This is a genomic window from Actinoplanes sp. CA-142083 (assembly GCF_050942195.1).
GTDB lineage: Bacteria > Actinomycetota > Actinomycetes > Mycobacteriales > Micromonosporaceae > Actinoplanes.
The window spans coordinates 17,447-33,180 of the sequence record NZ_CP192076.1 but is presented as its reverse complement, the minus strand read 5'-3'; the positions used below and the strand labels follow the sequence as shown (position 1 = coordinate 33,180).

At 70.9% G+C, this 15,734-nt stretch carries 15 protein-coding genes; 5 read left to right on the top strand and 10 right to left on the bottom strand.

The features are described from left to right. Positions 1 to 67: 67 nt before the first annotated feature. From ACQPZX_RS00155 to ACQPZX_RS00120, 8 genes are all read right to left on the bottom strand, one after another. Positions 68 to 1,120, bottom strand: a complete 1,053-nt coding sequence (locus tag ACQPZX_RS00155) for a hypothetical protein (RefSeq protein WP_433372621.1) — start codon at positions 1,118 to 1,120, stop codon at positions 68 to 70. Positions 1,121 to 1,239: 119 nt separating this feature from the next. Next, positions 1,240 to 2,118: a hydroxymethylglutaryl-CoA lyase gene (locus ACQPZX_RS00150; protein ID WP_433372618.1), complete on the bottom strand. Its 879-nt coding sequence runs from the start codon at positions 2,116 to 2,118 to the stop codon at positions 1,240 to 1,242. 5 nt (positions 2,119 to 2,123) lie between these two features. After that, positions 2,124 to 3,446, bottom strand: a complete 1,323-nt coding sequence (locus tag ACQPZX_RS00145) for an acetyl-CoA carboxylase biotin carboxylase subunit (RefSeq protein WP_433372615.1) — start codon at positions 3,444 to 3,446, stop codon at positions 2,124 to 2,126. A 94-nt stretch (positions 3,447 to 3,540) separates the two neighbouring features. Continuing rightward, positions 3,541 to 4,062: a TetR/AcrR family transcriptional regulator gene (locus ACQPZX_RS00140; protein ID WP_433386032.1), complete on the bottom strand. Its 522-nt coding sequence runs from the start codon at positions 4,060 to 4,062 to the stop codon at positions 3,541 to 3,543. Between the two features lie 128 nt (positions 4,063 to 4,190). Beyond that, the gene (locus ACQPZX_RS00135; RefSeq protein ID WP_433372612.1) at positions 4,191 to 6,956 is read right to left on the bottom strand and encodes a tetratricopeptide repeat protein; all 2,766 of its coding nucleotides are present in this window, start codon (positions 6,954 to 6,956) and stop codon (positions 4,191 to 4,193) included. Next, the gene (locus ACQPZX_RS00130) at positions 6,953 to 8,692 is read right to left on the bottom strand and encodes an HSP90 family protein (protein WP_433372609.1); all 1,740 of its coding nucleotides are present in this window, start codon (positions 8,690 to 8,692) and stop codon (positions 6,953 to 6,955) included. Before ACQPZX_RS00130 ends, ACQPZX_RS00135 begins: the two co-directional genes overlap by 4 nt. Positions 8,693 to 8,744: 52 nt before the next feature. After that, positions 8,745 to 9,644, bottom strand: coding sequence for a sulfurtransferase (locus tag ACQPZX_RS00125; RefSeq protein WP_433372606.1), 900 nt, complete (start codon positions 9,642 to 9,644; stop codon positions 8,745 to 8,747). A 10-nt stretch (positions 9,645 to 9,654) separates the two neighbouring features. Next, positions 9,655 to 10,434, bottom strand: coding sequence for an SGNH/GDSL hydrolase family protein (locus ACQPZX_RS00120; protein WP_433372603.1), 780 nt, complete (start codon positions 10,432 to 10,434; stop codon positions 9,655 to 9,657). Between the two features lie 138 nt (positions 10,435 to 10,572). On the opposite strand from ACQPZX_RS00120, the gene ACQPZX_RS00115 reads away from it, so the two are divergent. Genes ACQPZX_RS00115 through ACQPZX_RS00100 form a run of 4 tightly spaced genes read left to right on the top strand, consistent with a single transcriptional unit; the run spans position 10,573 to position 13,834 of the window. Further along, positions 10,573 to 12,300 carry a proline--tRNA ligase gene (locus ACQPZX_RS00115; RefSeq protein ID WP_433372600.1) on the top strand — a complete coding sequence of 576 codons (1,728 nt, stop codon included), beginning with the start codon at positions 10,573 to 10,575 and terminating at the stop codon, positions 12,298 to 12,300. Between the two features lie 28 nt (positions 12,301 to 12,328). Continuing rightward, positions 12,329 to 12,721 (top strand): CBS domain-containing protein, encoded by a 393-nt coding sequence (locus ACQPZX_RS00110; RefSeq protein ID WP_433372597.1) that lies wholly within the window; start codon positions 12,329 to 12,331, stop codon positions 12,719 to 12,721. A 22-nt stretch (positions 12,722 to 12,743) separates the two neighbouring features. Next, positions 12,744 to 13,169: a SufE family protein gene (locus ACQPZX_RS00105; RefSeq protein WP_433372594.1), complete on the top strand. Its 426-nt coding sequence runs from the start codon at positions 12,744 to 12,746 to the stop codon at positions 13,167 to 13,169. Between the two features lie 14 nt (positions 13,170 to 13,183). Beyond that, a complete protein-coding gene (locus tag ACQPZX_RS00100) occupies positions 13,184 to 13,834 on the top strand; it encodes a DsbA family oxidoreductase (protein ID WP_433372591.1) in 651 nt (216 codons plus the stop codon). Between the two features lie 28 nt (positions 13,835 to 13,862). Here the strand turns inward: ACQPZX_RS00100 and ACQPZX_RS00095 are convergent, their stop codons facing one another. Together ACQPZX_RS00095 and ACQPZX_RS00090 are read right to left on the bottom strand one after the other, a co-directional pair. Then, entirely contained in the window at positions 13,863 to 14,411 is a 549-nt protein-coding gene (locus ACQPZX_RS00095; protein WP_433386030.1) for a YbaK/EbsC family protein, read from the bottom strand. Between the two features lie 18 nt (positions 14,412 to 14,429). After that, positions 14,430 to 15,188 carry an SDR family oxidoreductase gene (locus ACQPZX_RS00090; protein WP_433372588.1) on the bottom strand — a complete coding sequence of 253 codons (759 nt, stop codon included), beginning with the start codon at positions 15,186 to 15,188 and terminating at the stop codon, positions 14,430 to 14,432. A gap of 94 nt (positions 15,189 to 15,282) precedes the next feature. On the opposite strand from ACQPZX_RS00090, the gene ACQPZX_RS00085 reads away from it, so the two are divergent. Then, positions 15,283 to 15,729, top strand: coding sequence for a hypothetical protein (locus tag ACQPZX_RS00085; protein ID WP_433372585.1), 447 nt, complete (start codon positions 15,283 to 15,285; stop codon positions 15,727 to 15,729). Positions 15,730 to 15,734 lie beyond the last annotated feature (5 nt).

Genomic DNA, 15,734 nt, shown 5'->3' with positions numbered 1-15,734 from the left:
GAACGCGGACACCGAAGCCGGTGCCGGCCGGTTGCCGGCGGTCGGGCGGACCGCCGGACGCCATCACTCAGTCAGGTGAGACGGTCGGTGCCTCGGCGTCGTGACGCCGGACCTCGACGTCGGACACGATCGGCAGCGGATGGCAGGCCATCGCGCTGCTCACGATCGCGGCCGGCAGGAAGGCCGCGGAGCCACCTTCCGTCCGTGTCCCCGACCCGGTGGTCGGGGTGCCGCTGACGTCTCCGAGGTGCAGTTGCAGTGGTGCGGCCGGTCCGTCTCCGTCCGGTCCGTCACCAGCCGGCCACGTCTCGCCGGCCGTCGCCCGTTCGGTCACCGCCGGATGGGCGGCACGATGCCGGTGGGCGAGGTGGTGCGAGGCGGCCTTGGTGTGCCGGATCACGGCGCCGGCGCGTACCGCGACGGCGGCCGGAGCCGGCATGGCCTTGCTGACTTGCGCGGGCGCCATCGGCGCTGCGTCGACCGCCGCCGGCGTTTCCGGGATCCCGGTTTCGGCCGGCAGCGGCGAAACCGCCGGCTGCTGAGGCCGTTCATCAACCAGATGAGCGTCCGGAACGGCGACAACGGTGTCGGTCACCGTGGCGATGACCCGCTGCGGTGCGAGGTCCGGTCCGCCGGTGAGGCGGAGTGGCCCGGCAACCTCTCGCAGGACCGTGGCGACCCCACCGACGGTGGTGTCCACTGTGGTCCCGGTGTGACCGTGGGTGACCTCGCTGACGGCTTCCACGGGATGGGTGAGCACCCGCCGTGGAACGTCGAGGATGTCGGCCACCACGTGGTGCCTGTGGGCCGGGACGGCCTCCGGCGGCTGGACGGCCGCCGTCAGGAGTCCGGTGACCGGCGCGGTGGCGTCGCCGCCGACAACCGTGCCGAGCAACGAGCCGTCGGGCTCGCCGGTTCGGTCCGCGGCGTTCGCGGCAGCGCCGGTGAGCAGCCAGGCCGCACCGGCCAGGCCACCGACGACGAGCAGGCGCAGACCCCACCGGCTCCGGCGCCGCTCCACCCCCTGGATGTGAGGTGGCAAGGGCGCGGGCGCTGCGGCGGGGGACACGGACGGCAGGTACGCCGCGCGCGCGATGCGCTCGACTCCCATCCCCGTCATCGGTCCCGCCCCTCGTCGACTTTCGAGCGACATCGGCCACTCGTTATTGGTAACGAAGCGGCCGAGCGAGGGTCACGCGGACAAATGGGAAAAATGATCGCGCCGCGATGCGGGAGAAATCACACCAATCTCGTACGCGGTCCCGCGCGCAGGACGCCCGACGGGAGGGTGCGGCCGAGCAGTTTTTCGGCCATCTCGGCGGTTTCGATCAGGCGGTCCAGGTCGATTCCGGTGTCGATGCCCATGTCGTGCAGCATGTGGACGACCTCCTCGGTCGCCACGTTGCCGGAGGCGCCCGGCGCGTACGGGCAGCCACCGATCCCGCCGACGCTCGCGTCGAACTCGGTCACCCCGAGGTCGAGCGCGGTCAGGATGTTCGCCAGGCCCGTACCCCTCGTGTTGTGGAAGTGCAGCAGATCGGGCCGTACGGCCGAAAGAAGATCTCGCACCCGGCGGGGAGTCGCCATGCCGGTCGTGTCGCCGAAGGCGATGCGGTCCGCGCCCTCGGCGCGGACGCGAGCCACGATGCCGGCCACCCGGTCGGGGTCGATGTCACCCTCGAACGGGCAACCGAAGCTGGTCGCCACGATCACCTCGAGGGTGGCGCCGGCGTCATGGACCAGGGGGATCAGCCCCGCGATGTCCTCGACCGACTCCTCAGTGGACCGGTTGAGGTTGCGGCGGTTGTGCGTGTCGCTGGCCGAGACCACGACCTCGATCTCGCGGAATCCCGCCGCGATCGCCCGCTGCGCGCCGCGAGTGTTCGGAATAAGCGACGAATACCGTACGTCCGGATTTTTCTGAATGGCTGCCCATACCGCGTCGGCGTCGGCCATCTGCGGGATCGCCTTCGGATGGACGAAGGAAACCGCCTCGATCCGCCGGACGCCCGTCTCGCTCAGCGCGTCGATCAGGCGCACCTTGGACTCGGTCGGGATCGGCTCCTCGTTCTGCAGGCCGTCCCGCGGCGCCACCTCACGAATGCTTATCGACGTCATGCCGCTCACCTCATCCGGGAAACGATGCCGGTGTCGTAGTCGCCGGAGAGGAACTCCTCGTTCTCCAGCAGCTCGGCAAAGAAGGGCAGGTTGTTCTTGGGGCCGGCGATCGCGAAACCGGCCACGGCGGCGCGCGCCTTGGCGATCGCGTCCGCCCGGTCGGCGCCGAAGACGATCAGTTTTGCCATCAGCGAGTCGTAGTGCGGGGTGACCGTGGTCCCCTCGGCATAACCGGAGTCGACGCGTACGCCCTCGCCAGTCGGCTCGACCCAGGTCGCCACCTTGCCGGGGCCGGGGAGAAATCGCTTGGGGTCCTCGGCGTTGATCCGCAGCTCGATCGCGTGGCCCTTTGTCTTTATTTCGTGAAATGTCGGTGCGAGGCCGGAGGCTATGCGCAGCTGCTCCTCGACCAGGTCGAGGCCGTGGATCAGCTCGGTGATCGGGTGCTCGACCTGCAGGCGCGTGTTCATCTCCAGGAAGAAGAACTCGCCGGTCGCCGGGTCGAGCAGGCACTCGACCGTGCCCGCGTTGCGGTAGCCGACCGCCTCGCCGGCCTTCACCGCGGCGGCCAGGAGCGCCGCCCGCTTCGAGGCGTCGACCGCGGGGGACGGCGCCTCCTCCAGGAGCTTCTGGTTGCGCCGCTGCACCGAGCACTCGCGCTCGCTCAGCGCGACCACCCGGCCGTCGGCGAGGCCGAGGATCTGCACCTCGACGTGGCGCACCCGGGGGAAGTAGCGCTCGATCAGCACCGAGCCGTCGCCGAACATCCGCTCGGCGAACGCGCGGACCTTGTCGTACTCGGCGCGCAGGCCGTTCTCGTCGGCGGCCACTGCCATGCCCATGCCGCCGCCACCGGCCGCGGCCTTGACCATCACCGGATACCCGATCGTGGTGGCGGCCTCGATCGCTTCCTCGACGGTGGCGGCCGGATCGTGCGTGCCCGGCGCGACCGGCACGCCGGCCTCGGCCATCAGGTTGCGGGCGTTGATCTTGTCGCCCATCGCAGCGATCGCGCCGGCCGGCGGCCCGACCCAGATCAGTCCGTGCGCCTCGACCGCGCGGGCGAAATCGGCGTTCTCGCTGAGGAAGCCGTAGCCGGGGTGGATGGCCTGGGCGCCGGTCGACTTCGCGGCGGCCAGGATCGCGTCTGCGTTGCGGTAGCTCTGCGGCGCGCCGATGCACACCGCCTCGTCCGCCTCGGTGACGAACGGCATACCGGTGTCCGCCTCCGAGTAGACGGCGATGGTGCGCACACCCAGCCGTTTGGCGGTCTTGATCACACGGCGGGCGATCTCGCCCCGATTGGCGATCAGCAATGACTCGATCATGGAAACCCTTTCACCGGCCGTGGGCGGTAACCCTGGCCGAAAAGACGGCTTTGCCCGGCTTGTGGCCAGACTTCTGCTCTGTGCTGAAGGGAATTCAGTGGCCGGTGAGGGCGTGCATCGTGGCATCGCGCAGCAGGGCGGCCCGACGGCGGCGGTCGACCTCGCCGCCCAGGAACGGCGTCGAGTTCATCAGGCCGAACGCCGAGTGGGCCAGCACCCGCGCCTCGGCCGGCTCGAGCTCGGGCCGCAACGTGCCGAGGACCGCGACCCATTCCTCGACGTAGAGACGCTGGAGGCGGCGGATCTGCCGGCGAGGCTCGTCCGGCAGGCGGTCGAGCTCGTGCAGGTGCAGGGCGATCACGGCCGGGTTGGCCAACGCGAACTCGACATGGAAGTCGATCAGATCGGCCAGCGCGGCCCCGGCGTCGTCGGGATGCTCGGCGACCCGGGCCTTGCCGCCGTGCAGGAGATTTTCGCTGACCGGGATCAGCGCGGCCACCAGCATCGCTTCCTTGCCGCGGAAGTGGTGGTAGAGGGCTGGGCCGGTGACCCCCGCGGCCGAGCCGATGTCGTCCATCGAGACGCCGTGATAGCCGCGCGCCGCGAACAGGCCCATGGCGATCTCGAGGATCTCGTCGCGCCGCGACCGCCGCCGGGGCGCGGGCGGCCCCGGTCGCTGCTGCTGATCAACCGTAGTCACAGGGCAACTTTAACCCGCTGTCAAGCCGGAGCCTTAACGGGCGTTCAGGATTTGCCAAGCGCCTGCCGAATCTCCGCCCACACCGTCTCGGCGACCTCGCGTCCCGGAGCGTCCGGCGCCATCCCCTCGAGCAGCGGTCCCAGCACCTTCTCGGCCTCGGCCGCCCGGCCCGTGCGCAGCAGCGCCTCGGCGTACATCCCGCCGAGATGGTCGGCGTCGTCGGTCGCGCCGATCGCCCGCAGCGGCTCCGCGGCGCCCCGCACGTACGGCAATGCGTCGGCCCACCGGCCACGGGACATCAGCACCCGGCCCGCCTCCCACATTGTCATGCCGTGGTGCCAGATCGCCTCCGGCTCGGCGGCTTTGTCGGCGGGAAGCTCGGCCCACCGCCGCCCGGCCAGCTCGACCGTCTCCTCGGCGGCGCCCGGGTCGTCGGCGAAGTGCAGCGCCGCTACCCGGCGGCGCAGCAGGCGCAGCTCGGCGACCAGGTCACCGACCTCGTGCAGCGTGCTCGCCGCGGCGCCGAACGCCTCGGCCGCGTCGGCGTCCCGGTCGAGGTCGAACAGCAGGCCGCCGGCCTCCTCGCCCATCTGGGCGCGGCCCCACGGGTTGTCGGCGAGCCGCTCGATCAGCTCGCGGTAGCGGGCCAGGGCGGCGTCGGTGTCGCCGAGCACCTGATACTGCTGGGCCAGCAGATACCGGGTGTTGGACCCGAAATGATCGTTGCCGGCCCGGTCGAAGAGCAGCACGGCCTCCTCGGCCACCTCAGCCGCCTCGACCGGGCGATCGGCCTGCGCGTACGCCTCGGCCAGCTTGAATCGGGCGAACGCGCCGCCGTCCTCGACCTCGTGCTCGGCGCAGAGCGCGACGGCCTCGGCCAGGTCGACGACCGCCTCGCCGGGTCGCTCCAGCCGCCGCAGCGCCTCCCCGCGGCCCATCCGGGCGAGCAGCGCGTTCGCCGGGTCGCCGGTGCCGATCGCGACGCCGAACAGCTCGGCCTGCTCGGCCGGTTCCTCGGTCACGCCGCCCAGGATTGTGGCCGCCTCGGCCAGCCGGCGCGCCGGACCGTGCTCGCGGAAGAACTCGTAGGCCGCCCGGGCCGCCGCGAGCGCCTCTTTTCCCCGGTTGGCGGCGGCGCGATTGCGGGCCCGCAGCAACGCGTGCCTCGCGATCAGCCGAGGATCACCGGTCTGCTCGGCGTAGGAGTCGGCACGGTCGCCGGCCTCGCCGGCCTCGGCGAACTCCTGACGCACCTGGTGCAGCACCGACATCCGCGCCCAGGCCAGGGCGCGCTCGCGCGGGCCGCCGTGCTCCTCCTGCCAAGCGACATCGGCCCGAAGTGGCGCATCGTCGGCCGCACCGGTGAACACCTGCTCGAGCGCCACGATCGCGCGCATTTCCGAGGCGTCGCCGTCGGCGCCCGCGGCGGCATACAGGCCGGCCGCCTCGCTCCACAGCTCCAGCGCCCGGTCGCGGTCGCCAGGCCGCACCCGGATCGCGTTCAGCTCGGCGCGCCGAGCCCTGAGCAGCGGATCGTCCAGAGTGGAGAAGCGGGCGTCGAGCGCGTCCAGCGCGGCGGCGAGAGCCGTTTGCCGCTCGGCGCGACTGTGCTCGTCGGCCAGGTCGAGCAGCTCCTTGGCGCCGAGCTGCCCGGGGATCTCGGGCGCCGGCTCGACGGGCGTGACGATCGGAGCGGTGCGGGTCTGCCGGGCTGCCGGGTCAAGGACCAGATCGACCCCGAACGGCTCGGCGACCAGCTGCTCGGCGACCCAGGCGCCCTGTGCGCCGGTGCCGTTGCGGGCGTCGAACCGCTCCGCGATCCCGGTCGCCATCGCGGCCAGCTCGTCGGCGAGCTCGGCGGCCGCGATGTCCTCGCGGTCCTTGCGGCGCACCATCAGGTCGCCGTGGCCCAGCGCGGTGATCCGGCGCAACACGTACGCCCCGTTGGTCGCGAAGCTCATCGCCGTGTACGGCGAGGGCGCCTTGTCGAGCCAGTCGATGTGACGCTGCAGGATCTCGAAGCCCCGGTGCTCGTTGCCGGTACGCGCGCAGAAGACCGCGTGCCATCCGATGTCTCCGAGATCGGCCAGCCTGGTCCGATGCGCCCGGTACGCCCGGCGGTGCGCGTCGACCGCCTCCTCGAGCCGCCCGGTCATCACGTACGGCTCCATCAGCTCGCTGAGGATGCTCTGCGGCTGCTCGTTGCAGGACAGCTCGCCGGCCAGCACCGGCTCGGCCAGCGCCACCGCGTCCTCGTACCGGCCGCGGCGGTTGAGGTAGACCAATACCGTCGTCGGGTCGCAGCCGGCGCAGTCCGACAGGTCGTCGCGCGGCGTCGCCTGCCACCGCTCGAACCACTCATCCTCCTGCGCGGCGTCGCCGAGGTGGCGGGCCACCAGGTGACGCCGCTTGTGGACGGCCTGGAGGCTGTGGCCGCCCTCGCGGTAACGGCGCTCCATGTCCTCGAGCACCGTGTAGGTGCGGTCCAACGGCACCTCGGGGAAGCGGGTCAGGCCGGACACCATGGCCTTGAAGTCCCACAGCAGGGTGCGTGCCCAGCGCTGGTGGTGCGGGGCGGGATTCTTGTCGAAATCGGCGACGCACCAGGCGAAGGTGGGGAACGCCTTGACCGGCTCGCCGCCGTAGATGTATGCCGAGGTCGCCAGGATGCGGGTGGTGAAGGCCAGATCGGGATCGCCGACCGCCTCGACGTGCCGCAGCACCTCCTCGATCAGCGCGATCTTCGCGGCGCCGTAGGGCAGGTCGCCCGACTGGCGCAGTAGGTCCCACAGCTCGTCGGGCGACTTCATCGCTCACTCCCGGGGACGGCGCGGTCGAGCAGGCCCAGCATCGACGAGGTCAGCAGCGCCGCGTCGGCCGGTCGGATCGGGTGGTGGCCGAGCATCAACGCCTGGCCGTAGAGCGACTCGACCGCGAGGCCCGCCAGCTCGGGGTCGCCGATCGCGGTGATCCGGCGGACCAGCGGGTTGCGGGCGTTGAGCACCAGCTGCGGGCGGTCGGGCGGCGCGGTGGTGGCGAGCGCGTCGAGCACGCCGCCCCAGATGTCGTCGGCACGGTCGCGGCCGGCGGTGAGCTCGTCGTGGAACGCGGCGGCCCGGCTGACCAGGTACAGCGCCGGGAGGGTGGCCGGCTCGTACGCCCGGATCACCACCTCGCAGCCGAGCCGGTCGAGGCGGCGCTGCACGGCCGCCAGGAACGGGCGCAGCCGCAACTCAGCCTCGGCGTCCAGGCCGGTGAAGCGGGTGGCCAGGTCGGACGGCTCGAGCCGCTCGGCGCGGATCTCGGGATCCACTGTGGCCAGTCGCTCGATGATCTCGGTGTCGTAGACGTACCCGCCGTTGACCAGGCCGACGTCCTGCGCGGCGGCGACGGCGGCGAGCTGCCGGAACTCGTCGGGAGTCGCCGCGTACCGGATCAGGCCGTGCCGCTCGCGGAACTCCGCCAGCGTGACCTGACCCATGTTGGTCTCCATCGGGTACCACTGATCGACGATGCTCAGCATCTCGTCGTCGTGCAGGGCGAGCGCCTTGACCCCGAGGTGATGCACGGTGAGGAAGCGAGCGAGCTTGCGCGGATCGGTGGTGGCCAGCCGCACCAGCCAGCCGCGCAGCTGGTCGGCGATCGCGTCGCGGGTCTCGCCGAGCAGGCCGTCGTCGTAGAGCGCCTCGCGGCTCGCGGTCGGCCGCAGCTCGGTGCTGTCCACGACGCAGCGGGCGAAGAACGCCCACTCGGGCAGCAGGCCCTCGACGCTCTCGGCCAGCAGCATGCGCTTGAGATAGACCCGGTGACCGCCGCGCGTCGCGGGGTTGACCGGCGTGGGCAGCACGAACGCGGCGCCCTTCAGGCCGGCCTGTGGCACGTCGAGCTCGATGATGTCGAAGGGCACAAATCCAAAGACCTTCTCCGCGTACGCGAAGAGCGCCGCGCGACCCGACTCCCACGGAACCGCGTCGGCGGTGACCCGCTCGCCGTCCACCTCGACCGTCACCGGCAACAGCGACCCGTACAACTCGGCGAGCTCGCGCACGGTCGTACCCGAAAGCAAATGCTCGGCGCCGCGGCGCGGCAGCAGGGTGACCGTGGTCCCCGGCTCGCGCTCCTCGCCGGGGCGGACCTCGTAGCGGCCGTCGGAATACCCGATCCAGAGCACCGGCTCGGCGCCGGCCCGCCGGGTGTGCACGCGGATCTCGTCGGCCACCAGGAAGCAGGAGAGCAGGCCGATGCCGAACTGGCCGAGGAACTCGTGGCGGGCGAAGCCCAGCTCGTCGCGTTTCGAGCTGCGGCCGATCGTCGCCAGCAACTCGTGCACCTGAGCCTGGGTGAGCCCGATCCCGTTGTCGGTGATCCGCAGCTCGTCTTCGCTGGTCGTGATGCGGACGCTTCCGGACGCGGGCGAGTCGGTCGCGGTGATCGCGTCCACCGCGTTCTGCAGCAGCTCACGGACGTACACGCGTGGGCTCGCGTAGAGGTGGTGACTCAGCAGATCGACGATGCCCCGCAGATCGACCTGGAACGTGTTGCTCACGGGCGAGAAAGCTACCGGTTGCTTCCGACAGTTTCTCGCCCGTTCCCGATCTTTAGTGCATGCCGCCCGGCTCGGGACCCTTCGCGATCGGCGCCCGCACCAGGTTGCCCCACTCCGTCCAGGAGCCGTCGTAGTTGCGGACCTGCGGGAATCCGAGCAGGTGGTGCAGCACGAACCAGGTGTGGCTGGACCGCTCGCCGATCCGGCAGTAGGCGATGATGTCGTCGGCCGACTCGAGACCCAGCTCGTCGTGGTAGATCTTGGTGAGCTCGTCGGCCGGCTTGAACGAGCCGTCCTCGTTGGCCGCCGACTTCCACGGCTTGCTCAGCGCCCCCGGGATGTGCCCGCCGCGTAGCGCGCCCTCCTGCGGGTAGGCCGCCATGTGCGTGAGCTCGCCCGTGTACTCCTGCGGCGAGCGCACGTCGACCAGCGGCCGGCCGCTCGCGATGTGGCCCATGACCTGGTCGCGGAACGCGCGGATCTCGGCGTCGTTGCGCACCGGCACCGGGTAGTCCGCCTTGGCGCGCTCGGTCTTCTCCCGGGTCAGCGGGCGGCCTTCGGCCACCCACTTCTGCCGGCCGCCGTCGAGCAGGCGGACGTCGCGGTGGCCGAAAAGGCTGAAGACCCAGAGCGCGTACGCGGCCCACCAGTTGAAGTTGTCGCCGTAGAAGACGATCGTGTCGTCCCGCCCGATGCCCTTGGCCTCGCACATGGCTGCGAACGCGGCGGGGTCGAGGTAGTCGCGCGTGACCTGGTCGTTGAGCTCGAGGTGCCAGTCGACCTTGACCGCGCCCGGGATGTGCCCGGTGTCGTAGAGCAGCACGTCCTCGTCCGACTCCACGACCACGAGGCCGGGCGTGTCGAGGTTGGCGGCCAGCCACTCGGTGGTGACCAGTTTGTCGGGGTGCGCGTACGCCTGTAGGGAAGGCGCCGGATCGCTCGCAACGGACATGCTGTTCACGCTAGCCCCTGAGTGCTCGCTCTATAGGGGCCAACGCGGGACGCTTGGCTGTGATCATGTCGCCACTCGAGTGGCCGCGCAGATGCCGGCCCATCCAGGGCACCAGGTGCTCGCGGGCCCAGCGCAGGTCGGCGCCGCGGGCCAGCAGCCACGGGGTCGGCTCGGGGGTCGGCGGCACCAGCATCCACTCGTCGTCGACGCCGACGCCGAGCGCGCTCAGCACGTGCGCGGCGACCCGCCGGTGGCCGGCCGCGGACAGGTGCAGGCGATCGGGCGCCCACATGTGCGGGTGGTGGAACTTGTCGTCGCCGAACAGGTCGATCACGTACGCGCCGTACTTCTCGCCGAGCATCGTGGCGCCGTCGTTGAGCACGGCCGCCCGCGGGCTCATGATCCGCTGACCGGGCAGGTGGGCGGTGACGTCGGCGAACCGGAAGAGGATCACGTCGGCCCCCTTCTGCCGCAGCTCGGCGACCATCGGTTCCATCCGGGCCACCAACGCGTGCGGATCGACCCTCGGGCGCAGCACGTCGTTGCCGCCGCCGGCGAAGCTGACCAGCCCCGGGCTCATCGCCAGGGTCGGCTCGAGCTGGTCGTCGATGATCTGGTTGAGCAGGCGGCCGCGGATCGCCAGGTTCGCGTAGCCGAAGTCGGGGCCGTAGTCGACCGCGAGCCGGGCCGCGACCAGGTCGGCCCAGCCGCGGAAGGTGCCATCGGGATACCGGTCGTCCAAGCCCTCGGTGAAGCTGTCCCCCATCGCCACGAAGCTGCGCCAGGCCATCGCCTGCCCCCTTTAACGTCGCTTCAGCTGTAGATGACAGTTAGCTTTACTCCTTACCGAGGACCAGCGCAGCGTGACGATGGCGACACACCCGTTAACCGGTGGCCTGTGTCGTACCCCCTCAATACGCTGCTCGGCATGCTGTTGAGAATGTCCACCTTGCTGCTCAAGACCTTGCGTGAGGAGCCGGCGGACGCGGAGGTGCCGAGTCATCGGCTGCTGCTGCGCGCCGGATTCATCCGTCGCGCCGCCCCGGGTGGCTACACCTGGCTCCCGCTCGGCAAGCTCGTCCTCGACCGGGTGACCGCCGTGGTCCGCGACGAGATGACCGCGATCGGCGGGCAGGAGGTCGCGTTCCCGGCGCTGCTGCCGCGCGAGCCCTACGACGTCAGCAACCGCTGGACCGAGTACGGCGACGACATCTTCACGCTGCACGACCGGCGCGGCGGGGAATACCTCCTCGCCCCCACCCACGAAGAGATGTTCACCCTGCTCGTGCAGGACATAACCAGCTCCTACCGCGACTTCCCGCGGCTGCTGTTCCAGGTGCAGACGAAATACCGCGACGAGGCGCGCCCGCGGGCCGGCCTGCTGCGCACCCGCGAGTTCCTGATGAAGGACGCGTATTCGTTCACCCTCACCGACGCCGAGCTCGCGTCGATGTACGACGCGGTCCGCGCTTCCTATCAGCGCGTCTTCGACCGGATCGGGCTGCGGCACACGATCGTCTCCGCGATGTCCGGTGCCATGGGCGGCTCGGCGTCGGAGGAGTTCCTGGCCACCTCCGATGTGGGCGAGGACACATTCGTCAGTTGCACCATGTGCACCTACGCGGCCAACACCGAGGCGGTCGTCACCGTCTTTCGCGGGTCACCCGCATCGGCCGGCCCGCTCACCGTGCACGACACCCCCGCGACCCCGACCATCGACTCCCTCGTCGATCTGGCGAACGACCGCGCGCTCGAGGGCCGCACCGACTGGACGGCGGCCGACACCCTCAAGAACGTGGTGGTGACCGTGCGCCAGCCCGGCGGCGACGAGGAGCTGCTGGTCATCGGCGTGCCCGGCGACCGCGAGGTCGACCTGAAGCGTCTCGACGCGGCGCTCGCCCCGGCGATGGCCACCCTCTTCGACGACTTCGAGTCCCACCCCGACCTGGTGAAGGGCTACATCGGCCCGCAGGGCATCAAGGCGCGCTACCTGGCCGACCCGCGGGTGGCGCCCGGCACCGCCTGGCTGACCGGCGCCAACGAGGCCGGCAAGCACGCGACCAACGTGGTGGCCGGCCGCGACTTCACCCCGGACGGCACGATCGAGGCGGCCGAGGTGCGGGCCGGCGATCCCTGCCCGCTGTGCGACGGCACCCTCACCATCCAGCGTGGCATCGAGATCGGGCACGTCTTCCAGCTCGGCCGCAAGTACACCGATGCTTTCAAGGTCGACGTGCTCGGGGTCGACGGCAAGCCGGTGCGCCCGACGATGGGCTCGTACGGGATCGGCGTCTCCCGCGCGGTGGCGGCGATCGCCGAGCAGCACCACGACGACCGCGGCCTGCTCTGGCCGGACGAGGTCGCGCCGGCCGATGTGCACGTGGTCGCGGCCGGCAAGGACGGCCAGGTGGAGGCCGCTCTCGAGCTCGCCGGTCGGCTGGCCGCCGACGGGCTGCGGGTGCTGGTCGACGATCGGCCGCAGCTCTCGGCCGGGGTCAAGTTCACCGACGCCGAGCTGATCGGCGTCGCCCGCTCGGTGGTGGTCGGGCGGCGGCTGGCCGACGGCATCGTGGAATTCCGCGACCGGCGTACCGGCGAGCGATCCGAGGTGGCATTGGCGGACGTAACACGTGTAATCAGGGATGCACTCGGGTAACCGGAGTCTCATAACGGGAGGTATCACCATGGCCAAGCTGTCGGTCGGCGAGGTGATGACGAGGCGTGTCGTCTACCTGCCCGAGGGCACCATGCTTGACGAGGCCGCGCAGGCGATGCGCGATCAGGGCATCGGCGACGTGGTGGTGACCAGCGGGCCGACCATGGTGGGCGTGGTCACCGATCGCGACATCGTGACCCGGGCGATCGCCGCGGATCTGCCACCCAAGCAGACCACTCTCGGCACGATCACGTCGCGTGAGCTGATCATGGTGGAGCAGTCGGCCACTGTGGAGGAGGCCGTGCAGGCGATGCGCGAGCGGGGCGTGCGGCGGCTGCTGGTCTGCGACGCCGACCGCAAGGTCGTCGGGATCATCAGCCTGAGTGACGTGGCCCTCTTCCCGACGTCGGCGCCTGCGTAGCAGCTCCGCGTAGGTTGGTGGGGTGACCGACATGCCCCCGAAGCTGGCCGAGATCGTCGGCGAGTTCGCGTCCGCCCCGCGCGACGTCGTTCTCGAGATGCTGATCGAGTTCGCCGACGCGATGCCGCCGCTGCCGGCCGATCTGGCCGGGCACGACGGCATGGAGCAGGTGCCCGAGTGCCAGACCCAGTTCTTCCTCAAGGCGGTCGTCGAGCCGGACGACACCGTGACCACCTGGTTCGACTGCCCGCCCGAGGCCCCGACGACCCGGGCCTTCGCGGGGGTGCTGGCCGAGGGTCTCGCGGGCGCCTCGACGGCCGAGATCCTCGCCGTTCCTGATGATCTTTACGCTCGGATGGGGCTGGGGCAGGCGATCAGCCCGCTGCGCATCCGTGGCGGGTCGGCGATCCTCGCCCGGCTCAAGCGGCAGATCGCCGCTCAGCTCTGACCGGGGGAGAGCCCATGGATATCCAGGTCTGGTCCGATGTCGTCTGCCCGTGGTGCTACCTCGGCAAGACGCGGCTCGAGAAGGCGATCGCCCAGTTCCCGGGCGAGGTGACAGTGACCTACCGGGCCTACCAGCTCGACCCGTCGCCGGTCCCGGCGCCGATGCGCACCAAGGACGCGCTGGCGGCCAAGTTCGGTGGTCACGAGCGCGCCGACGAGATGTTCGCGCACGTCACGTCGGTCGCGGCCGGCGACGGGCTGCATCTCGACTTCGACCGGTCGATCGCGGCCAACACCTTCGACGCGCACCGGCTGATCGCCTGGGCCGCGGGGCAGGATCGCCAGGCCGACATGCTCGACGCCCTGCAGCGCGCGCACTTCACCGACGGCATCGACATCGGCTCCCGCCAGGCGCTCGCCCAGGTGGCCGGCTCGATCGGGCTCGACCGGGGCGCCGCGTTCGAGTACCTCGCGTCGCCGGCGGGCACCGAGGCGGTGAACGCCGACCTGGCCGAGGCCCACGAGCTCGGCATCACCAGCGTGCCGACCTTCGTGATCGACGGGAAGTACGCGATCCAGGGCGCCCAGGAGCCGGCCACGATCCTCGCGGCGCTCGAGGAGATCGCCCGCCGCGAGACGATCGACGTCGTCGACATCGGTCAATGAGGTTTCACGTGGAACGCCATCGACGGATTTAGACCTGTCGGGCCAGGCCCTCGATCACCTCGGCGTTCGGGAGCGCGCCGAGCGCCGGCCCGGCGATGGCGATCTTGCTGTGCCGCACGCCCGATCCGACGATCACGTGCGGCGTCGCCGCCACCCGGGCATCGACCAGGATCGGCCAGTCGGCGGGCAGCCCGATCGGGGTGATGCCGCCGTACTCCATCCCGGTCAGCCGGACCGCCTCGTCCATCGGCGCGAAGCTGCACTTGCGGACGTCCAGGTGTCGGCGGACCACGCCGTTCACGTCGGCGCGGGTGGTGGCCAGGACGATGCACGCCGCGTACTTGGTGACCCCGCCGCGCGAGCCGGTCACGATCACACAGTTCGCCGAGACGTCCAGGCCCACCTCGTACGCCTCGCAGAACGCGGCGGTGTCGGCCAGGTCCGGGTCGATCGGCGCGACCATGACCTGGTCCACGTCGACCGGCGCGTCCTCCGGCCACACCGCCAGCGCCTTGGCCACCGGCGGGGCCACCAGGTCGGAGCGGGAGCGAGCGGCTTCGAGCTTGAGGGTTCCCATCACGCCCGCCATCTTTACTCAATACTTGGTGGCCAGGTAGTCGCGCCACGATCGGGTTCCGGTCGGCGTGGCGGTCGTGGTCTGTGCGCCCGATCGGATCGCCTTCGCCATGCCGCCCGGGATCCGCAGCCGCCAGATCGGCCGCTTCGCGTGGCGCGCCGCAAGCCAGGAGCGGGCGATCTCGTCGAACGTGAGGACCTCCGGTCCGCCGTACTCGATGATCTCGCCGGTCGGAGGCGCGGCGATCAGCTCGACGATCCGGTCGGCCACGTCCTCGACCGCGACCGGCTGCAGCCGCCAGCTTGGATCGATGAGCACCGGGCCGAGCCTGCTGGACGCCGACAGCAGCATCTCGACGAACACGTGGAACTGGGCGGCCCGCAGGATCGTGTACGGGATGCCGCTGCGCTCGACGATCTTCTCGGTGTCGAGCTTCGCCCGGTAGTAGCTGTAGGGCACCCGGTCGATGCCGTTGATCGAGACGTACAGGACGTGCTTCACGCCGGCCGGCGCGGCGACGGCGAGCAGCCGCTCGGTGCCCTGGACGTCGGTCTGCTGAGACTTGCCCGCCGCCGAGGCCAGGTGCACGATCACGTCCACGCCCTCGACCGCCTCGGCCAGCCCTTCCCCGGTACGCAGATCGCCGGCCACCCATCCGGGCTTCGCGTGGCGGCTCATCGGCCGTACCCGATAGCCCTCTGCCGCCAACAGGGGAACCATCACCGTTCCCAGCCGTCCGCTCGCCCCGGTCACCAGCACTGTCGTGTTCTCACTCATGCCATCCGGACGATCGGCACATCGCGAACGTGACGTGTCGCCGATCACTCCCGATCTCTAAGCCATCGGCGGATCTTGCCGACTGTCAGGGGTTGTGGAGGAACGTCGCAGCGCACGCATCGGGACCGTCAGCGGTCTTGCGCTGCTGGCCGGTGGAACCGCCGTCGCTGCGGTCGCCGGCGGCGCGCATTCGATCTTCGCGACGATCCTGCTCGGGCTGCTCGCCCTCGGCATGAGCCACTCGCTGCTGGTGGAGATCCGCCGGCAGGCGCGGCGGTGGACGCCGGGCGGCTGGGGCCGGGCCGACACGATCAACGCGGTCCTGCTGGGCTGCTGGGCCGAGGCCGCCCTGATCCTCACGATTCTCGAGGCGGGACCCGTTCCGGTGCGAATCGTGGGCGGGTTGCTCGCGGCCGCGTACTCCGGAAGCTGCGCCTATTTCGTCACCCAGCGGCGCCGGGCGCTCGCTGGCCGGGTCGCCGCGGAACCGGACGTCGTGGAAGCATCCGAGGACAGGGTCCCGGCGCGGCCGCGTCTTTGATCTAC